This window comes from Pseudomonas sp. LBUM920, from assembly GCF_003852315.1.
Taxonomy (GTDB): Bacteria; Pseudomonadota; Gammaproteobacteria; order Pseudomonadales; family Pseudomonadaceae; genus Aquipseudomonas.
On record NZ_CP027762.1, the window covers coordinates 519,752 to 539,975 of the forward strand.

A 20,224-nucleotide genomic window follows, 5' to 3' on the forward strand; every position below is an offset into this window, starting at 1 on the left:
ATTCAGACAGCCAGTGTGCCCGAGTGTTACAGCGCTGTCAGGCGATTGGCCCGCGCGGGTACCGTTTAAGCTTCTCGAGCAGCTCTGAACCGGGGATCGGCCGGTCGAACAAATAGCCCTGGCCCACATCGCAACGATGCCGGCGCAGGAAGGCCAGTTGCTCGGAGGTTTCGACGCCCTCGGCCACCACTTTGAGCTTGAGGTTGTGGGCCATGGCGATCACTGCCGAGGTGATTTCCATGTCGTCCTGGTTGTCCGGGATTTCGTGGATAAAGCTGCGATCGATCTTGATGATGTCGATGGGGAATTTCTTCAGGTAGCTCAGCGACGAATAGCCGGTGCCGAAGTCATCCATGGCCAGGGTCAGGCCAAAGCTCTTCAGCTGGTCCAGCTGAAGGCGCGTGTCTTCGGTGGCTTCCAGCAGCAAACCTTCGGTCAGCTCCAGCTCCAGCAGGTTCGCGGGCAACTGTTCTTCCTTGAGGATGGTGGCAATCGAGGCCACCAGGTCCGGATCGGAGAATTGCTTGGGCGACAGGTTGATCGCCACCTGCAAATTGCCCATGCCGGCGGCGCTCAATTGCTTGCTCATGCGGCAGGCCTGGCGCGCGATCCATTTGCCGATGGGGATGATCAGCCCGGTTTCTTCCGCCACGCTGATGAACTGGTCGGGACGGATCATGCCCTTTTCCGGGTGGTTCCAGCGCAACAGCGCTTCCATGCCCAACAGCCGGCCGCTGCGCAGGCACAGCTTGGGCTGGTAGAACACGTCCAGCTCGTTTTGGGTCAGGGCGCGGCGCAGGTTGTTTTCCACGAACAGTTTGTAACTGGCCTCGGCGTTCAGCGCCTCGGTAAACACCTGTACCTGGTGTTTACCGTTGGCCTTGGCCTTGTGCAGGGCCAGCCCGGCGTTACGCATCAGGGTTTGCGGATCACGACCGTGCAACGGCGCACAGGCCAGGCCCACGGAGCCGGTGACGCTGATCAGTTGGTTGTCGACAAACATCGGTTTGTCGAGGGTTGCCAGCAACTGGCTGGCAACCTGTTGGCCACTCTCCAGGTCGGTGTCGTCGAGCAACACCGCGAACTCGTTACTGGCAAACCGCGCCAGGCTGCCACTGGCACTCAGGCTGTTGCGCAGGCGCCGGGCCAAGCTGATCAGCAACTTGTCGCCGGTCTGGTGGCCGAGGCTGTCGTTGATCCGCTTGAAATTGTCGATGTCCACCAGCAACAGGCTGATCGGGCTGTCGCTGTCGCGCGCGAAGCGCTCATCCAGGTTGCGGATAAACGCCGGGCGGTTGCCCAGGTTGGTCAGGTTGTCGGTGTAGGCCAGGCGCTCGATGCGCTGCTGGGCCAGCTTGGTCTGGGTGATGTCTTCGTAGATGCCGATGTAGTGCGTCAACTCACGGTTGTCGCCATACACCTTGGAAATCGACAGCTGGCCCCAGTAGGGTTCGAGGTTTTTGCGTCGGCTCTTGAACTCACCCTGCCAGCTGTTGCTTTTGGCCAGGCTCGACGGTGCGTCGAAGAGCAACTCGCTGAGGTTTTCCAGGGCTGGCAACTGCGCCAGTCGATGGCCGTGGACTTCTTCGGCGCTGTACTGGGTGATCGCGGTAAAGCTTGGGTTGACGTACTCGACCACGCCGTCGCAATTGACCAGCAGAAACGCGTTGGCGCTTTGCTCCACAGCCCGCTGGAACAAGTGCAGCGCGCTGGTGGCGGTGCGCCGGTTGTGGTTGTTGATCACTTGCGCGAACTGGTCCGCCAACTCGCCGGCGAAGGCGATCTCATCCGCCTGCCAGGCACGCGAGCTGCCGCTTTGTTCCAGGCACAACACGCCGATGACTTGGCCGTCCACACGGATGCTCGCGTCGAGCATCGCGTGCACGTCCTTGGCGCGCAGGCTTTCGGCCATCTCCCGGGTGCGCGGGTCGCGCAACGCGTGGGTGGCGTCGATGGCGCGGCTCGAGTGCAAGGCTTCCAGGTAGTCCGGGAAGCCGCTGGCGTCGATCGCTTCAGGCAAGTGATGCTGTTGGTCGTCGCGGTGGTACGCCGAGATCGGCACCAGGCGCTGGCCTTCAAGGTTCCAGATGCTCGCGCAATCGATCTGGTAGATGTCGCACGCGCTGCGGGTGATCAGCTCGGCGGCTTCCTGCAGCGAGTTGGGCGTGGTGTAGCGCTGGCGTGCCAGCAGCAGGATCAGCTCCTGTTGGGCGCGCACACGCTCCAGATGCTGCAACTGTTCCTGCTGGGCACGCTGGTTGAGTTCCAGGGCGATCTGCAGGCGGCTGTTCTGGTTTTCCAGGTCTGCGGTCGGGGCGGCAGTGGGGATTTCGCTGAACAGCCCGTCAACCACCATCAGGTAGCCGCGCAGCAGGTGACGATTGTGTTGTTTGTAGGCCTCGCCCATCTCCAGCAGGCTCAAAGGCCCGTCGCTGGTATGCAAGGTGTAGCGCACCAGGTAATGCGGGCTCTGGGTCAGTTGTTGCTGGATGGCGTCGTGCAGTTGGTAGCGCGCCTGCGGTTCCATCAGGCTGGCATAGGGCGTGCCGACCAGGGCGCACAGCTCGACTGCCGGCAGACCAAATTGGCGCTCGCAATTGGGGTCGAGGTACAGCAGCGCCCAGCTTGCCTCATTAAGCCGTTCGAAACGCAGCATGCCGAGGCGCGAAGGCACCGGTAACTGCGTCACTACCTCGGCCGCCATACGGGCGACATCGGGTTGGCTTTTCATGGGGAAACTCGCTTGGAAAAATGCGCACGGCGCCGGGCTCACGCCCTCTTTACTGTCGCCTGCGGCAAGGTTGCATCATGCAGCACGCACTGACAAGAGAGGATGAAGGCTAAGTGCTATATGGCTGTTATCGGCCGCGGTAGCGGTTTCTACAATCCAGGTGATGGGTGGCGCATTGACGCAGGCGCTACGCCCTTGCCCCGACAAAAAAGCAGGCCAAAAAAAGCCCCGCCAGTTGGCGGGGTTGAGGTACGAGCGTGGCGCTCGGAAATCGGTGCAGCCAGGCCTCCCCGGTAAAAGGGAGGCCCGTTTGAGGCTTACAGCAGGATGGTGCGGATGTCGTTCAGCAGTTGGCTCAGACGCTGCGTGAAGCGTGCAGCGGCGGCGCCGTTGATCACACGGTGATCGTAGGACAACGACAGCGGCAGCATCAGCTTCGGCTGGAACGCTTTACCGTCCCACACAGGCTGGATAGTGGCCTTGGACACACCCAGGATCGCCACTTCCGGCGCGTTGACGATTGGCGTGAAGCCAGTGCCGCCAATGTGCCCGAGGCTGGAGATGGTGAAGCAGGCGCCCTGCATATCGTCTGCGGTCAGCTTCTTGTCACGGGCCTTGGCGGCCAGTGCAGCAGCTTCAGCAGCCAGTTGCAGCAGGCTCTTCTGATCAACGTTCTTGATCACAGGCACCAGCAGGCCGTCCGGGGTATCAACTGCAAAACCGATGTGCACGTATTTCTTGCGAATGATCGCTTTACCGCTTGGCGCCAGCGAACTGTTGAAGTCCGGCAGTTCCTTGAGCAGGTGCGCGCAGGCCTTGAGCAGCAGAGGCAGCACGGTCAGTTTCACGCCAGCTTTCTCGGCCACGGCTTTCTGCGCAACGCGGAAAGCTTCCAGGTCGGTGATGTCGGCCTGGTCGAACTGGGTCACGTGCGGAATGTTCAGCCAGCTGCGGTGCAGGCTCGACGCGCCGATTTGCATCAGGCGAGTCATCGGCACTTCTTCGGTTTCGCCGAAGCGGCTGAAGTCCACGACCGGGATCGGCGGAATACCAGCGCCACCGGTAGCAGCGCCGGCAGCCGGAGCTTCCTTGGCCTTCTGCATCATGGCCTTGACGTAAACCTGCACGTCTTCCTTGAGCACGCGACCGTGCGGGCCGGTGGCCGACACAGCGTTCAACTCAACGCCGAACTCACGGGCCAGCTGACGCACGGCTGGGCCGGCGTGAACCTTGGCACCGCTTGGCGCAGGTGCGGCAGCAGCAGGGGCCGGAGCGGCCTCGGCTTTTGCAGCAGGTGCAGGGGCGGCAGCAGCCGGAGCCGGAGCCGCGTCAGCTTTTGCAGCAGGAGCGGCCGCAGCCGGTGCTGGAGCAGCAGCCGGCGCAGCGCCTTGTACTTTCAGCTTGAGGATGAAGTCGCCAGTGCCGACTTCGTCTTCGAGCTTGACCGCGATGCTTTCCACCACGCCGGCCGCCGGCGATGGGATTTCCATGGAGGCCTTGTCGGACTCCAGGGTGATCAGCGACTGGTCGGCTTCGACGGTGTCGCCGACCTTGACCAGCAGCTCGATGATCTTGGCCTTGCCCGACGAGCCGATGTCCGGGACGTGAATGTCCTGAACAGAGGCCTCAGCCGGAGCAGCGGCCGGGGCTGCAGGCGCCTCGGCAGCGGCGGCAGGCTTTTCAGCAGCCGGTGCGGGTGCAGCAGCGGCAGCAGGCGCTGGCGCAGGGGCCGCGTCAGCGGCACCTTCGATTTCCAGTTCCAGCAGTTCGTCGCCTTCTTTCAGGCGGTCGCCCAGCTTCACTTTCAGGCTCTTGACCACACCGGCCTTGGGAGCAGGGATTTCCATGCTCGCCTTGTCCGATTCCAGGGTCAGGATGCTCTGGTCGGCTTCGACGGTGTCGCCGACCTTCACAAACAGCTCGATTACTTCACCTTCACCGCTGCCGATGTCAGGTACGCGAATGAGTTCGCTCACAAAAAGTCTCCTCAGCAGTCCAGTGGGTTGCGTTTTTCCGGGTTGATCCCGAACTTGACGATAGCGTCAGCCACCACCTTAGGTTCGATCTCACCACGGTCAGCCAAGGCTTCCAGGGCTGCCAACACCACGAAGTGACGGTCAACTTCGAAGAAGTGACGCAGCTTCTTGCGGCTGTCACTGCGGCCGAAACCGTCGGTGCCCAGGACTTTGAATTCCTTGGACGGGACCCACTGGCGAATCTGTTCAGCAAACAGCTTCATGTAGTCGGTAGAGGCAATGACTGGACCTTTACGGCCGGCCAGGCACTCTTCGACGTAGCTTTTCGCTGGCTTCTGACCTGGGTGCAGGCGGTTGTTACGCTCCACTGCCAGGCCGTCGCGACGCAGTTCGTTGAAGCTGGTAACGCTCCACACGTCAGCGCCGACGTTGAACTCTTCACGCAGGATCTTGGCCGCTTCACGCACTTCGCGCAGGATGGTGCCGGAGCCCATCAGCTGTACGTGGTGCGCCGCTTCCTTGGTGTCTTCTTCGAGCAGGTACATGCCCTTGATGATGCCTTCCTCGACACCGGCCGGCATGGCTGGCTGCTGGTAGGACTCGTTCATCACGGTGATGTAGTAGAAAACGTCCTGCTGCTCTTCGGTCATCTTCTTCATGCCGTCCTGGATGATCACCGCCAGCTCATAGCCGTAGGTTGGATCAAAGGTGCGGCAGTTCGGGATGGTGGCAGCCAGGATGTGGCTGTGACCGTCTTCGTGTTGCAGGCCTTCGCCGTTCAGCGTGGTCCGCCCGGCAGTACCGCCGATCAGGAAGCCACGGGTACGGCTGTCGCCTGCTGCCCACGCCAGGTCGCCGATACGCTGGAAGCCGAACATCGAGTAGAAGATGTAGAACGGCAGCATCGGCTGGTTGTGGCTGGAGTACGAGGTACCGGCAGCGATGAAGGAGCTCATGGCGCCCGCTTCGTTGATGCCTTCTTCGAGGATCTGGCCCTTTTTGTCTTCCTTGTAGAACATCACCTGGTCTTTATCGACTGGCTCGTAGAGCTGGCCGACGGAGGAGTAGATGCCCAACTGACGGAACATGCCTTCCATACCGAAGGTACGGGCTTCGTCCGGGATGATCGGGACGATACGCGAACCGATTTCCTTGTCCTTGACCAGCTGCGCCAGGATGCGCACGAAGGCCATGGTGGTGGAGATTTCACGGTCGCCCGAGCCGTCCAGGATAGCCTTGAGGGTATCGAGTGGCGGCGTCGGAATGTTGAAGCTCTTGGCGCGGCGCTGTGGCACGAAACCGCCCAGTGCAGTGCGACGCTCGCTGAGGTAGCGGGCTTCGGCGCTGTTTGGCTCCGGCTTGAAGAACGGCAGGTTCTCCAGCTCTTCGTCCTTGACCGGGATGTCGAAGCGGTCGCGGAACAGCTTCAGGCTTTCAACATCAACCTTCTTGGTGTTGTGCGCGGTGTTCTTCGCTTCGCCGGCACCGGTGCCATAACCCTTGATGGTCTTGGCCAGGATGACGGTCGGTTGTTCTTTGTGGTTGACCGCTTCGTGGTACGCCGCGTAGACCTTGTACGGGTCGTGGCCGCCACGGTTGAGTTTCCAGATCTCGTCGTCGGACAGGTCTGCAACCATTGCCTTGAGTTCAGGCGTGTTGAAGAAATGTTCACGGACGAACGCGCCGTCTTTGGCTTTGTAGTTCTGGTACTCGCCGTCGATGACTTCGTCCATGCGACGTTGCAGGATACCGTCGACGTCTTTGGCCAGCAGTGGGTCCCAGAAACGGCCCCAGATCACTTTGGTCACGTTCCACTGAGCACCGCGGAACACGCCTTCGAGTTCCTGGATGATCTTGCCGTTGCCGCGAACCGGGCCGTCGAGGCGCTGCAGGTTGCAGTTGATGACGAAGATCAGGTTGTCGAGCTTCTCGCGGCCGGCCAGGGAGATGGCGCCCAGGGATTCCGGCTCGTCACACTCGCCGTCGCCCAGGAAGCACCAGACTTTCTGCTTGCCTTCAGGGATGAAGCCACGCGCTTCCAGGTACTTCATGAAACGTGCCTGGTAGATCGCCTGGATCGGGCCAAGGCCCATCGACACAGTCGGGAACTGCCAGAAATCAGGCATCAGCCAAGGGTGCGGGTACGACGACAGGCCGTTACCGTCCACTTCCTGGCGGAAGTTGTTCATGTGTTCTTCGGTGATGCGGCCTTCCATGAACGCACGGGCGTAAACGCCTGGAGAAGTGTGGCCCTGGAAGTAGATCAGGTCGCCGCCGTGTTCGTCGGTCGGGGCCTGGAAGAAGTAGTTGAAGCCGATGTCATACAGGGTTGCGCTGGAAGCGAAGCTGGAGATGTGACCGCCCAGGTCAGAATCTTTCAAGTTCGTGCGCATTACCATCGCCATGGCGTTCCAACGTACCAGCGAGCGAATGCGGCGTTCCATGAACAGGTCGCCAGGCATGCGTGCTTCGTGGGTAACGGGGATGGTGTTGCGGTATGGCGTGGTGATGGCGTAAGGCAATTGCGAGCCGCTGCGGGTCGCGAGTTCGCCCATACGGGTCATCAGGTAGTGAGCACGGTCTTCGCCTTCTTTGTCGAGAACCGATTCCAGGGCGTCCAGCCATTCCTGGGTTTCGACGGGATCGAGGTCTTGCATGGCTTGCTCCAGGGCGGAAAGGCTACCAGAATCGGTTGCCTGAAGTTTGCGACTGGCCTTGTGGGCAGACGACATAAATTCTTGGATGGCCGAAGGTTGCTTCGGCGTCCTGTAGTTTTACTACAAATCGTCGGCCATTTCAGCCTTTCGAATGTATATACGAGTAGTAAAACTACACAAGACCGAGTGGATTGCTCGGTCTGGCTGGTGAGCATAATCGTTATTGTTGATCTTTTGCGAACAAGAAAAGGTGAAAGTTTGATGTTGCCTGCCAAGATTAATTTAATTTCAGCTATTTATAACCTTTGTTCGACAGTCCTTCACCGAGCGTGGTTCTTGCGTTCACAGCAACAAGCCTTTTACGCGCCGATCAAGGATAGACCATGAGCCTTCCAACACTGGCCCCATTACCGGCCATTCTCTTGCCTTTTGCCCAGCGGGCCGAGCAGTCATTTCGTGACGCAGTGGCCGCGCTGGACGACGATCATGGACTTTCTGCATGGACGCCGCAACGGTGGGCTGACTTCGCCCGCGTGTGCGCCGCCAGTGATTTTGTCATTGAACAGAGCCTGCGTGACCCTTTGATGTTGCTCGAGCTGGTGGCCTGGGGCGAGCTGGACCGCGGCTTTGCGCCCGGCGAGCTGTGCGGTCAGATCGCCGGCGCCGTGCAACAGGCAGAAACAGAAGATGAGCTGGGTCGCGTGCTGCGTCGCCAGCGCACCCGCCAGCAAGTGCGCATCATCTGGCGCGACCTGACGCGCCAGGCCGACCTGGTGCAAACCTGTCGCGACCTTTCCGACATGGCCGACGCCAGCATCGACCAAGCCTACCAATGGCTGTACCAACGCCATTGCGTGCAATTTGGCACACCCACCGGCCGACGCAGCGGCGAAGCCCAGCACATGGTCATCCTCGGCATGGGCAAGCTCGGCGCCGTGGAGCTGAACCTGTCCTCTGATATCGACCTGATCTTCGCCTACCCCGAAGGCGGCGAGACGGTGGGCGTGAAGCGCGCGCTGGATAACCAGGAGTTTTTTATCCGGCTTGGTCAAAAACTGATCAAGGCGCTCGACCCGATGACGGTCGACGGGTTTGTGTTCCGCGTCGACATGCGCCTGCGTCCCTACGGTTCGGCTGGCGCCCTGGTGCTCAGCTTCAACGCGCTGGAACAGTACTACCAGGACCAGGGCCGTGATTGGGAACGCTACGCCATGATCAAGGCGCGCGTGGTTGCCGGTGACCAGGTGGCCGGTGCGCAACTGCTGGATATGCTGCGCCCGTTCGTCTATCGGCGTTACCTGGACTTTTCGGCCATCGAAGCGCTGCGCACCATGAAGCAGCTGATCCAGCAGGAAGTGCGGCGCAAAGGCATGGCCGACAACATCAAGCTGGGCTCGGGCGGCATCCGCGAAGTGGAATTTATCGCCCAGGCGTTCCAGTTGATCCACGGCGGCCGCGACCTGAGCCTGCAACAACGGCCATTGCTCAAGGTGCTCGGCACGCTCGAAGGGCAGGGTTATTTGCCTGCGACAGTGATTACCGAGTTACGCAACGGCTACGAATTCTTGCGTTACACCGAGCATGCGATCCAGGCGATCGCCGACCGCCAGACGCAAATGCTCCCGGACACCCCGCAAGATCAGGCGCGCATTGCCTTTATGCTGGGCTTTGCCGATTGGTCCGCGTTCCATGAGCGCCTGATGTATTGGCGTGGTCGGGTGGATTGGCACTTCCGCCAGGTCATCGCCGACCCCGACGAAGAAGAAGGCGCAGAGAGTGAGTTGGTCGTAGGCGGCGAGTGGCTGCCACTGTGGGAAGAGTCTCAGGACGAAGACGCCGCTCGCCTGCAGTTGCAGGAAGGTGGCTTTACCGACGCGCCCAAAGCCCTCAAAGCCCTGGCCGGCTTGCGCGGCAGCCCGCAATTGCGTGCCATGCAGCGCCTGGGGCGGGAGCGGCTGGATGCCTTTATTCCGCGTCTGCTGGCCCAGGCCGTCGAACACGCCAACCCGGATTTGGTGCTTGAACGTGTACTGCCGCTGGTCGAAGCCGTCGCCCGCCGTTCCGCTTATCTGGTGCTGCTCACGGAAAACCCCGACGCTTTGCGCCGTCTGCTCACGCTGTGCGCCGCCAGCCCGTGGATCGCCGAACAGATCACGCGCTTCCCGCTGTTGCTCGACGAACTGCTTAACGAAGGCCGCCTGTTCAAACCGCCGTTGGCGCCGGAACTCGCCGCCGAGCTGCGCGAGCGCCTCACGCGCATCCCTGAGGATGACCTTGAGCAGCAGATGGAGGCGCTGCGCCACTTCAAGCTGGCTCACCGTCTGCGCGTGGCTGCCTCGGAAATCGCCGGCAGCCTGCCGCTGATGAAAGTCAGCGACTACCTGACCTGGCTTGCCGAAGCCATTCTCGAACAAGTACTGGCCCTGGCGTGGCGCCAGACCGTGGCCCGCCACGGCTCGCCGCAGCGGCTTGACGGTACGCTGTGCGACCCGGGGTTCATCATTGTCGGTTATGGCAAGGTGGGCGGCATCGAGCTGGGGCATGGTTCTGACCTGGACCTGGTGTTTATCCACGACGGTGACCCGCAGGCCGAGACTGACGGCGCCAAGCCGATCGACGGCGCGCAGTTCTTCACGCGCCTGGGCCAGCGCATCATCCACTTGCTGACCACCCAGACCAACTCCGGCCAGCTGTATGAGGTCGACATGCGCCTGCGCCCATCCGGCGCGTCCGGCTTGCTGGTGAGTTCACTCGGAGCCTTCGAGCGCTATCAGCAAAATGAGGCCTGGACCTGGGAACATCAGGCGCTGATCCGCGCGCGGGTGCTGGTGGGCAGTCAGGATGTGGGCCAGGCGTTCGAGCACGTACGCGCCAGGGTATTGGGGCGTGAGCGTGACCTGGCCAAGCTGCGCCAGGAGGTCAGCGAGATGCGCGCCAAGATGCGCGACAACCTGGGCACCCGGTCTACGGCGGCCGGCACCGGCGCCAATGCCTTTGAGCCCACGGTGGTGTTCGACCTCAAGCAGGACGCCGGAGGTATCGTCGATATTGAATTTATGGTGCAATACGCGGCTTTGGCGTGGTCTGCGCAACATCCATCGTTGCTGCGCTACACCGACAATATCCGCATTCTGGAGGGCCTGGAGCAGGTCGGGCTGATGCCCGCCGCCGATGCCCATCTGCTGCGCGAGGTGTATAAAGCCTACCGTTCCGCCGCGCACCGCCAGGCCTTGCAAAACGAGGCTGGCACGGTAGCCGGGGATCAGTTCGCCGACGAACGGCGCCAGGTGATGCGAATCTGGCAGGCGCTGGGGTTAAGCTGATACTCGATTAATTGAGCGATGCCAATCTAATGTGGAAACCAGCCTTGTGTGGGAGCGGGCTTGCTCGCGAAGCAGACGCTGCGGTCTGTCTGGCGGACCGCGGTGATGCTTTCGCGAGCAAGCCCGCTCTCACACAAAGCGGTTCCGTGGCTACCGCAACCTGGGATAATTATCGATGCGGGGAGGCATAAGCCTCCCCGCATCGTTTGTGGAAACTACATGAATATTCTGATCGTTGGGCCCAGTTGGGTCGGTGACATGGTGATGGCGCAGACACTGTTCCAGTGCCTGAAACAGCGTCATCCCGACTGCCAAATCGACGTGCTCGCCCCCGAGTGGAGCCGGCCGATCCTCGAGCGCATGCCCCAGGTGCGCAAGGCCTTGAGCTTCCCGCTCGGCCACGGTGCCCTCGAATTGGCGACGCGCCGGCGCATCGGCAAATCCATGGTTGGCCAGTACGACCAGGCGATCCTGTTGCCCAACTCGCTCAAGTCGGCGCTGGTGCCGTATTTCGCCGGCATCCCCAAACGCACCGGCTGGCGCGGCGAGTTTCGCTACGTCTTGCTCAACGATGTGCGCACCCTCGACAAAGCACGCTACCCGCTGATGATCGAGCGCTTCATGGCCCTGGCCTACGAGCCAGGTGCCGACCTGCCGACGCCGTACCCGCGCCCCAGCTTGCAGATCGACCCGGTGACCCGTGACGCGGCCCTGGCCAAGTTCGGCCTGATGCTCGACCGTCCGGTGCTGGCGCTGTGCCCAGGCGCGGAGTTTGGCGAGTCCAAGCGCTGGCCGTCGGAGCATTACGCCAAAGTCGCCGAGATGAAGATTCGCGAAGGCTGGCAAGTGTGGTTGTTCGGTTCGAAAAACGATCACTCGGTGGGCGAGGACATCCGCCAGCGCCTGATCCCTGGGCTGCGCGAAGAAGCGGTGAACCTCAGCGGCGACACGTCACTGGCCGAAGCCATCGACCTGCTGTCCTGCGCCGACTCGGTGGTGTCCAACGACTCCGGCCTGATGCACGTGGCTGCCGCGTTGAATCGCCCACTCGTGGCGGTGTACGGCTCGACCTCGCCTGGCTTCACACCGCCGTTGGCCGACAAGGTCGAAGTGGTGCGCCTGGGCCTGGATTGCAGCCCGTGTTTTGAGCGTACCTGCCGTTTCGGCCACTACAATTGCCTGCGCCAACTGCTGCCGCAACCGGTCAGCGACGCGTTGCAGCGGTTGCAAGGCTCTGTGGTCGAGGTCCGTTAGTTTGCGAGTACTGGTAGTCAAGACCTCATCCCTGGGCGACGTGATCCACGCCTTGCCGGCACTGACCGACGCGGCGCGGGCGATCCCCGGCATTCGCTTTGACTGGGTGGTGGAAGAAGGCTTTGCCGAGATCCCCACCTGGCACCCGGCGGTGGACCAGGTGATTCCGGTGGCGATTCGTCGCTGGCGCAAAAACATCTGGCAAACCATCAAGAGCGGCGAGTGGCGACGGTTCAAGCAGCGTGTTCAGTCAACCAAATATGACTTGGTGATTGACGCCCAAGGCCTGCTGAAAAGTGCCTGGCTGACGCGCTACGTGCGCGCTCCGGTAGCGGGTTTCGACAAGCATTCTGCACGCGAACCCATCGCTGCGCGTTTCTACTCGCGCCGCCTGGCCGTGGCCCGTGGGCAGCATGCGGTAGAGCGTTTGCGCCAGCTGTTCGCCGTTGCGCTGGGCTACGACCTGCCCAAGGGGTTGGGCGACTACGGCCTGAGCACCGACAAGCTGCTCGGCCTGCCGCCGAAAAAACCCTTTGTGCTGCTGCTGCACGGCACCACCTGGGACACCAAGCACTGGCCCGAAGCCTATTGGCGCGAGCTGGCCGAGCGCATGGGCCGCCTGGGTGTGGACGTGAAGTTGCCGTGGGGCAATGCTGACGAAAAAGCCCGTGCCGAGCGCCTGGCCCATGGCCTGCAAAACGCCGAAGTGCTGCCCAAGCTCAACCTGGCCGGCGTGGCCCGCGTGCTGGCCGGCGCCCGCGCCTGTGTGGCGGTGGACACTGGCCTTGGCCATCTGGCCGCTGCGTTGGACGTGCCGACCATTTCCCTGTTCGGCCCCACCAACCCCGGCCTGACCGGCGCCTATGGCAAGGGCCAGATTCACCTGGCCAGCGACTTCCCGTGCGCGCCGTGCCTGCAAAAACACTGTACCTATCAACCAACGGCCGACGACCTGCGTCGGTTCGACATCAAGCGCGAGTCGCCCCTGTGCTTCACGCGCCTGAACCCTGAGCGTGTGGCAAGCCGACTGAGCACGTTGTTACTGGCTGAGGAGCTGCACTGATGCAACTGGCTTTTGTTCTGTACAAATATTTCCCCTTCGGTGGCCTGCAGCGCGACTTCATGCGCATCGCCCTGGAGTGCCAGCAGCGCGGCCATCAGATTCGTGTCTACACGCTGATCTGGGAAGGCGACATTCCGCCGGGCTTCGAAGTGCTGGTGGCGCCGGTCAAGGCGTTCTTCAACCATCGGCGCAATGAAAAGCTCAGCGCCTGGATGGAAGCCGACCTGGCCAAACGCCCGGTGGACCGTCTGATCGGCTTCAACAAAATGCCCGGCCTGGACGTGTACTACGCCGCCGATGGCTGCTTTGAAGACAAGGCGCAAAACCTGCGTCATTCGCTGTACAAAAGCTTTGGCCGTTACCGCCACTTTGCCGAGTACGAGCGCGCGGTGTTCGCCAGGGACGCCAAGACTGAAATCCTGATGATCTCTGAAGTGCAGCAACCGCTGTTCATCAAGCATTACGACACCCCGCTGGAACGTTTCCACCTGCTGCCGCCGGGCATCGCCCAGGACCGCCGCGCGCCGCCGAATGCCGCCGAAATCCGCGAAGGTTTCCGCCAGGAATTCAACCTCGCCGACGACGACTTGCTGCTGGTGCAAATCGGTTCGGGCTTCAAGACCAAGGGCGTTGATCGCAGCCTCAAGGCCCTGGCCGCCTTACCGGCGGAACTGAAAAAACGCACGCGTCTGTTTGTAATTGGCCAGGACGACCCCAAAGTATTCCAATTGCAGAGTGCTGCGTTGGGGCTGGGCGATAACGTGCAGTTCCTCAAAGGGCGCAGCGATATTCCGCGTTTCCTGCTGGGCGCCGACCTGTTGATCCACCCGGCGTACAACGAAAACACCGGCACCGTGTTGCTCGAAGCCCTGGTGGCCGGGTTGCCGGTGCTGGTCTCGGCGGTGTGTGGTTACGCCCATTACATCAGCGAGGCCGACAGTGGGTTGGTGCTGGACGAGCCGTTCGATCAAACGCAGCTCAACCACTACCTGACACGCATGCTTACCGACACTGCACAGCGTGCGGCCTGGGGCCGCAATGGGTTGGCGTACGCCGAGACGGCCGACCTCTACAGCATGCCGCAGCACGCGGCGGATGTGATTCTGGCGGAGCCAAAACGATGAAGTTGATGCTTGCCGAACCGTTCAAGACCCTCTGGGCCGGGCGTGATGCCTTCGCCGAAGTCGAGCGGCTGGAAGGCGAGGTGTACCGCGAACTTGAAGCCCGGCGCACCTTGCGCACCGAGGTGGATGGGCGTGGCTATTTCGTGAAGATCCACCGTGGCATCGGCTGGGGCGAGATCGTCAAGAATCTGGTCACCGCCAAGCTGCCGGTGCTCGGTGCGGGCCAGGAGTGGCAGGCCATCCAGCGCTTGCAGGAGATCGGCGTGCCGACCATGACCGCGGTGGCGTACGGCGAGCGCGGCAGCAACCCGGCCGACCAGCACTCGTTCATCATCACTGAAGAACTGGCGCCGACTGTCAGCCTGGAAGATTTCAGCATCGACTGGCTCAAGCAGCCGCCCGCGCCGCGCCTCAAGCACGCGCTGATCGCCGAAGTGGCGCGCATGACCGGCATGATGCATCGCGGTGGGGTCAACCATCGCGATTGCTACATCTGCCACTTCCTGTTGCACACCGATACGCCGGTGACGGCTGACACCTTCAAGTTGTCGGTGATCGACCTGCACCGCGCCCAGACCCGCGACAAAATCAGTCATCGCTGGCGCGACAAAGACCTGGCCGCGTTGTACTTCTCGGCGCTGGACATTGGCTTGACGCGTCGTGACAAGCTGCGCTTCCTCAAAGGCTACTTCCAGCAGCCGTTGCGCCAGATCCTGGCTGAAGAAAATGCCTTGTTGCAGTGGCTGCAAACCAAGGCCGACAAGCTGTATGCACGTAAACAACGCTACGGGGATGCGCTCTGATGGCGGGTTGGAACCTGGAACCTGCTTACGCCGCCCTGGCGGATGATTTCGGCAGCCTTGAAGCGGTCTTCGCCCTGCAAGGCGAGCGCCTGACCCGCGACCCGTTGTCGGAAGTGATTCGGGTGGCGCGCGGCGGGATCAATTACTACGTCAAGCGCTACGTCGGTGCCGGCAAGGGGCTGCGCCGCTACTTGGGCAAGCCTCGGGTGAAGTCCGAATGGCAGAACCTCAAGCGTTTCGCCAAGTGGGGCATTCCCACCGCCGACGTGGTGGCCTGGGGGCTGGAACGCAAAGGCCTGGCCTACGCGCGGGGCGCGATGATCACCCGCGAATTGCCCAAGACTGAAGACTTGTCGGTGCTGGCTGATCGCAAAGATCCGCGCTTGAAAGACCCCAACTGGGTCAGCGTGATCAGTCGCCAGCTCGCCGAATACACGCGCACCATGCATGAGCACCGCTTCACCCATAACGATTTGAAGTGGCGCAACCTGCTGGTCGACGACCAGCAGACCCTGTACCTCATCGATTGCCCCAACGGTGATTTCTGGCGCGGTTTCTGGCTCAAGTACCGAATTACCAAGGACCTGGCCTGCCTGGACAAGGTCGCCAAGTATCACTTGTCGGCCACGCAGCGCCTGCGCTTCTACATGCAATACCGCCAACGCACGCACCTGACGGCGTCAGACAAACAGCGAATTCGCCACGTGGTGAAGTTTTTCGAGGGACGCGAATGAGTGATTTCCTGGCGGCCGAAGACCGCGCTCTGCTGGAGCGCCACGGTCTGGCAACCTTTGACGCCCTGTGGGCCAGGCAACTGGACGCGGTGGATGAGCCCAATACCAGCAAGGGTGGCTGGAGCAGCGTGTTTCGCCTGGAGCTTGAAGGGCAGGGTTACTACCTCAAGCGCCAGAGCAACTACCGGACACGCACGTTGCACAGGCCGTTTGGCGAGCCCACCTTTGCGCGCGAATTTCGCAATATCAGCCGTTATCAGAAACTCGGTATTCCGGCGTTGCAGGCCGCTTTTTTCGGTGAGCGCAAGGTCAACGGCGAGCACCGCGCGATGTTGCTGACCCGTGCCCTGGACGGTTGGAGCGACCTGGATTCGTTGCTGGAGCAGTGGTCGCAACTGACTGACGCCCAGCACCGCGCAATTCTGCTGGCCTGCGGTCAATTGGCCCGTCATCTGCACAGCGTAGGCCAGGTACATGGCTGTTTTTATCCCAAGCATATTTTTCTGCAGACCCTGGGCGACGGTTACGCCGCGCAGCTGATCGACCTGGAGAAAACCCGCCCGCTGTTGTTCGGCCAGCGTGACCGGGTCAAAGACCTGGAGCCGCTGCTGCGCCGCGCGCCGCAGTGGACGGACGCGCAAGTGCGGCAGTTGCTGGCGGCCTACCTGGCAGAGCCTGAAAACAGCGCAAAGGTGGGTGCCTGGTTTGAACGGCTGACGGCGCGTCGCAGCCACAAGGAGAACCGCTGATGCGTTTGTCCGAGCTGAAAAAAGCCGGCCGCACGCCCAGCCTGCCGCTGACCATCGAACTGGCAGATGCCGCCGGCCCAGGGCAGTTGCAACTGCTCAGTCTGTTGCGTGTGTTGCCGGGCGAGCGTTATGTGGGCGCCGGCGTCTGGCGCGGGCGTACGGTGCTGGCCAAGTTATTGGTGGGCAGCAAGGCGGCACGGCATTTTCAGCGCGAACTCGGCGGCGTACGCTTGCTCGCCCAGCAAGGCCTGACCACGCCGCAGCTGTTGGCCGATGGCTTGCAGGAAGGCGAGGGCGGCTGGCTGCTGTTCGACTTCATTGAAGGCGCCCAGAGCCTCGCCGATGCCTGGCAAGCAGTTGAAGGCTTGCCGCCGCTGGCGGACGAACAAACAGCCGTGCTCGCCGAGGCGCTGGGGGCGATTGCTCACATGCATGCCAAAGGGCTGTGGCAGGAAGACCTGCACCTGGACAACCTGCTGCGTCAGGACGGCAAGCTGTACCTGATTGACGGCGCCGGCATTCGTGTCGAAGCCGCAGGCAAACCGCTGTCGCGCAACCGGGTACTGGAAAACCTCGGGGTGTTTTTTGCGCAGTTGCCGAAAAGCCTCGAACCCTTTACCGAAGAATTATTGGTCTATTACCTGCTGAGCAATGGCGAGCACGCCGTGCCGCTGGAAGCGCTCGAAAAGCAGGTGCGCAAGGTCAGCGCCTGGCGCTTGAAGGACTTTTTGAACAAGGTTGGCCGCGACTGCACGCTGTTCAGTGTCGTGCATGGCGCCTTTGCCTTGCGCGCCATTCGCCGTGAGGAAGAGGCCGCCATGCTGCCGGTGCTGGAGCAGGCCGATGCATTGCTGGATCAGGGCCACCTGTACAAAACCGGCGGGGCCGCCAGCGTGGGCAAGGTCGAGGTGGGCGGTCGGCCGCTGGTGATCAAGCGCTACAACATCAAGGGTTTTGCCCATTGGCTCAAGCGCTTCTGGCGCCCGAGCCGCGCCTGGCATTCGTGGCGCGAAGGCAACCGTCTGGCGTTTCTCGGGATTGCTACGCCCAAGCCGCTGGCGGTGTTGGAGAAGCGGTTTTTGTGGCTGCGCAGCCGGGCGTACCTGGTGACTGAATACTTGCCGGGGCCGGACATCATCGAGCGTTTTGCGCCGTACGTTGAGCGCGGTGATGCGCCAGAGAATGAGCTGCTGGCGCTGGATCATCTGTTTGCCGAGCTGATTCGTGAGCGCATCAGTCATGGTGACTTCAAAGGCCATAACCTGTTCTGGCATGCAGACCGCTGGGCCTTGATCGACCTGGACGCCATGTGTCAGCACAGTTCACTCGCCAGCTTCGCGCCGGCGTATGCCAAGGACCGCGCGCGGTTTATGCGCAACTGGCCCGAGAGCAGCGCGCTGTACCAGCTGATCGATCAGCGTTTGCCCAAAGCGATCGGCGCCGCCGGTTAAGACGGGCCTTCGGCTCTATCGCGGGCAAGCCCGCTCCTACAGGTTGATGTGGGCGCGGGCTGGCCCGCGATGACGGGCGCCCAGGCGCCGCGCTGGCTGATCAAAACTGATATTCAGCCCCCGCCCCCGCGTACCACGACCTTCCCGGCGCCGCTTCGTAATAGCGGAAGTTGCCGTCCCCGACGATCACCGAACCCACGTACTGGCGATCCAGCAAGTTATCCAGGCGCAGGGTCTGGTGGAAGGTCCAGTGCTCGACCTTCTGCTCGAAGCGCGCACGCCAGTTGAACACGCTGTAGGCCGGCGCGGCGCGTTGCTGGTTGGTGTCTTCCACGTAGACTTTGCTGCGGTACATGCCTTCGAGGGCCGTGCTGACCCAGTCGCGTGGTTTCCAGTTCAGCTCGGCGAAGAGCGTGGTCTGGGGGACGCCGGGCAGGTAGTTGCCTTTGTCGACCGCCGTGCTGGTGCCGCTGACGAAGTCGCTGTCATAGGTGGCTTGCAGGCGGGTGTAGGCGAGGTGGGTGCTCCACTGTTCGGTCAATTGGCTTTCCAGGCCCAGTTCGAAACCACGGCGCAAGGTGCGACCGGCGTTCTGGTAGGTGGTGCGACCGCCGCTGGATTGCTGCACGACCAGTTCGTCATCGGTGGTGATCTGGAACACCGCAGCATTCACGCGTGTGTCCTGGCCGATCCGGGCCTTGAGCCCCATTTCATACTGCTTGCTGACCGACGGCTTGAGCGCGAAATTGAAGCCGTTCGAGCTGCTGGAATACGCCGACTCCGCTTGGGTCGGGGTTTCAAACCCTTTGCCTGCGCTTACATAGCCATGCAGGTCCGGTGTGAACGCATACATCACGCTCACTGACGGGGTGTTCTTCTGGTAGGTCTTGTTGCCGCTGTCGTCGCCGTCGCTGAGGAAGTGGTCGTCCACGTCCATCTTCATGGTGCTGTGACGCAGGCCGGCTTGCAGGGTCCAGTCGCCCAGCAGCCAGTTGGCCTGCACGAACGGGTCGAGGCTGGTGGCGGTGTCGATTTCGTCGCGGCCCAGCGCGCCTTTGACGCCGTGCACGCCGTTGAGGGTGTTGGAGTAGCCTTGGCGATCATCCTGGCTGCGGTCGTAGTCGAGGCCGGTGATCAGGGTCAGGTCGCCGGGAACGCTGGTGATCGGCTGCAACCAGTGGACGGAGCCGCCGTAGAATGTGCGGTCGAAGTTCACCACGCCGCCGCGGGCATTGGCCGGGTTGGGGGCGCCACTGGCGAACTTGTCCGGGATCGACAGGTACTGAATCACACTGCGCCGCCCTGTATACGCATTCACCTGCAGCGTGGCATCACCGATATAGCGCTCGTAATTCAGGCCCAATTGCTGATGATCAATACTTTTTCGCGTGTTGTACTGCAGCGCGGCCGGCGCTACCGAGCGCGGGTCCGCCTTGTACGCGGCCCAGGTCTGGCCCAGCGGGTCTTGCGTGCCGTTTTGCTCCAGGCTGCTGTAGATCAGCGCCAGTTTGCTGTCGTCATCGGGTTGGATATTCAGCTTGGCAAAGGTCTGGTCACGACGGGCGCTGCTGTGGTCGCGGTAGCCGTCGGTGTCCATGCGCGAGGCGTCGAGTACAAAACCGGCGCCATTCGCCGCGCCTTCGGCCGTCAGGTGGTTCTTGTTCAGGCCGTCACTGCCCACCAGCGTTTCGGCGCCGATGCGCGGCGGGCCTTCGCCATCGCGCGAGAACATCTGGATCACGCCGCCGGCATTGCTGCCATACAACGTGGCGGCCGGGCCGCGCAGCACTTCGATGCGTTCGGCGGTGTCGAGGTTGAACGTGGCGGCCTGGCCCTGGCCATCCGGAGTGCTGGCGGGGATGCCGTCGGCGATCAGCTTGATGCCGCGCACGCCAAACGCCGAGCGCGCACCGAAGCCGCGTGAGGAAATCTGCAGGTCCTGCGCGTAGTTCTGACGGTTCTGCACCACCAGGCCAGGCACGCGGGACAGGGCTTCGGAGGCATTGATGCCGAGTTGGCCCTCGCTGATCTGCTCGCGGCTGATGCTGTCGACCGAATACGGAAGGTCGAACGTTGGGCTGGCGCTGCGTGAACCGGTTACCACGCTGGGGTCGAGGATCAGGGCTGCGTCTTCAGCCCGGACGGTGTCGCACAAGGTGAACAGGCTTGGCAGCAATAGGGTGAGGCGAGCAAGGGTTTTCATGGGGCAGCCAGAATCCGTGGCGCATAAGACATAAACGCGCAAAAGGGCGCGAGTTTAGTGAAATGCTGAGTTTTTGCCATTTCGGATTTTTCGCACGCAATTTGGCGATGCGCTTGGGTGGGGGATCCGACCTTTCGCTGATAGCGTGGCCGACCG

The 20,224-nt window shown here is 62.0% G+C and carries 12 protein-coding genes; 8 read left to right on the forward strand and 4 right to left on the reverse strand.

Translation table 11 applies throughout. The features are described from left to right. Nucleotides 1-37: 37 nt before the first annotated feature. The 3 genes from C4J83_RS02280 to aceE all read right to left on the reverse strand — a co-directional run bounded on the left by C4J83_RS02280 (nt 38) and on the right by aceE (nt 7,364). Nucleotides 38-2,731, reverse strand: coding sequence for a putative bifunctional diguanylate cyclase/phosphodiesterase (locus C4J83_RS02280; RefSeq protein WP_124416259.1), 2,694 nt, complete (start codon nt 2,729-2,731; stop codon nt 38-40). 317 nt (nt 2,732-3,048) lie between these two features. After that, nucleotides 3,049-4,707: a dihydrolipoyllysine-residue acetyltransferase gene (gene aceF / locus C4J83_RS02285; RefSeq protein WP_119737998.1), complete on the reverse strand. Its 1,659-nt coding sequence runs from the start codon at nt 4,705-4,707 to the stop codon at nt 3,049-3,051. A gap of 11 nt (nt 4,708-4,718) precedes the next feature. After that, complete coding sequence (gene aceE, locus C4J83_RS02290; RefSeq protein WP_124416260.1) at nt 4,719-7,364, reverse strand: pyruvate dehydrogenase (acetyl-transferring), homodimeric type; 2,646 nt, start codon at nt 7,362-7,364, stop codon at nt 4,719-4,721. 383 nt (nt 7,365-7,747) lie between these two features. Between aceE and glnE the strand changes: the two genes are divergently transcribed. The 8 genes from glnE (at nt 7,748) to C4J83_RS02335 (ending at nt 17,865) form a co-directional block, all read left to right on the forward strand. Continuing rightward, on the forward strand, nt 7,748-10,687 hold the full coding sequence (glnE, locus tag C4J83_RS02295; protein WP_124416261.1) for a bifunctional [glutamate--ammonia ligase]-adenylyl-L-tyrosine phosphorylase/[glutamate--ammonia-ligase] adenylyltransferase: 2,940 nt from the start codon (nt 7,748-7,750) through the stop codon (nt 10,685-10,687). Between the two features lie 219 nt (nt 10,688-10,906). Next, a complete protein-coding gene (waaF, locus tag C4J83_RS02305) occupies nt 10,907-11,941 on the forward strand; it encodes a lipopolysaccharide heptosyltransferase II (protein ID WP_106577574.1) in 1,035 nt (344 codons plus the stop codon). A 1-nt stretch (nt 11,942) separates the two neighbouring features. Beyond that, nucleotides 11,943-13,004 (forward strand): lipopolysaccharide heptosyltransferase I, encoded by a 1,062-nt coding sequence (waaC, locus tag C4J83_RS02310; RefSeq protein ID WP_106577575.1) that lies wholly within the window; start codon nt 11,943-11,945, stop codon nt 13,002-13,004. Beyond that, on the forward strand, nt 13,004-14,128 hold the full coding sequence (locus C4J83_RS02315; protein WP_124416262.1) for a glycosyltransferase family 4 protein: 1,125 nt from the start codon (nt 13,004-13,006) through the stop codon (nt 14,126-14,128). Before waaC ends, C4J83_RS02315 begins: the two co-directional genes overlap by 1 nt. Then, entirely contained in the window at nt 14,125-14,931 is an 807-nt protein-coding gene (gene rfaP, locus C4J83_RS02320) for a lipopolysaccharide core heptose(I) kinase RfaP (RefSeq protein WP_106577577.1), read from the forward strand. Before C4J83_RS02315 ends, rfaP begins: the two co-directional genes overlap by 4 nt. Beyond that, nucleotides 14,931-15,665, forward strand: a complete 735-nt coding sequence (locus C4J83_RS02325) for a lipopolysaccharide kinase InaA family protein (protein ID WP_119737986.1) — start codon at nt 14,931-14,933, stop codon at nt 15,663-15,665. Before rfaP ends, C4J83_RS02325 begins: the two co-directional genes overlap by 1 nt. Further along, a complete protein-coding gene (locus C4J83_RS02330; protein WP_124416263.1) occupies nt 15,662-16,414 on the forward strand; it encodes a lipopolysaccharide kinase InaA family protein in 753 nt (250 codons plus the stop codon). The genes C4J83_RS02325 and C4J83_RS02330 overlap by 4 nt, the downstream gene beginning before the upstream one ends. Next, nucleotides 16,414-17,865 carry a lipopolysaccharide kinase InaA family protein gene (locus C4J83_RS02335; protein ID WP_124416264.1) on the forward strand — a complete coding sequence of 484 codons (1,452 nt, stop codon included), beginning with the start codon at nt 16,414-16,416 and terminating at the stop codon, nt 17,863-17,865. The genes C4J83_RS02330 and C4J83_RS02335 overlap by 1 nt, the downstream gene beginning before the upstream one ends. A gap of 100 nt (nt 17,866-17,965) precedes the next feature. Here the strand turns inward: C4J83_RS02335 and C4J83_RS02340 are convergent, their stop codons facing one another. Continuing rightward, entirely contained in the window at nt 17,966-20,068 is a 2,103-nt protein-coding gene (locus tag C4J83_RS02340; RefSeq protein ID WP_124416265.1) for a TonB-dependent receptor family protein, read from the reverse strand. Nucleotides 20,069-20,224: the final 156 nt, after the last annotated feature.

Coding starts and splice junctions, on each gene's coding strand:
- aceE (WP_124416260.1), bottom strand. CDS start 7,364: ATGCAAGACCTCGATCCCGTCGAAACCCAGGAATGGCTGGACGCCCTG.
- waaF (WP_106577574.1), top strand. CDS start 10,907: ATGAATATTCTGATCGTTGGGCCCAGTTGGGTCGGTGACATGGTGATG.
- C4J83_RS02340 (WP_124416265.1), bottom strand. CDS start 20,068: ATGAAAACCCTTGCTCGCCTCACCCTATTGCTGCCAAGCCTGTTCACC.
- C4J83_RS02335 (WP_124416264.1), top strand. CDS start 16,414: ATGCGTTTGTCCGAGCTGAAAAAAGCCGGCCGCACGCCCAGCCTGCCG.
- C4J83_RS02325 (WP_119737986.1), top strand. CDS start 14,931: ATGGCGGGTTGGAACCTGGAACCTGCTTACGCCGCCCTGGCGGATGAT.
- glnE (WP_124416261.1), top strand. CDS start 7,748: ATGAGCCTTCCAACACTGGCCCCATTACCGGCCATTCTCTTGCCTTTT.
- C4J83_RS02280 (WP_124416259.1), bottom strand. CDS start 2,731: ATGAAAAGCCAACCCGATGTCGCCCGTATGGCGGCCGAGGTAGTGACG.
- rfaP (WP_106577577.1), top strand. CDS start 14,125: ATGAAGTTGATGCTTGCCGAACCGTTCAAGACCCTCTGGGCCGGGCGT.
- C4J83_RS02315 (WP_124416262.1), top strand. CDS start 13,004: ATGCAACTGGCTTTTGTTCTGTACAAATATTTCCCCTTCGGTGGCCTG.
- C4J83_RS02330 (WP_124416263.1), top strand. CDS start 15,662: ATGAGTGATTTCCTGGCGGCCGAAGACCGCGCTCTGCTGGAGCGCCAC.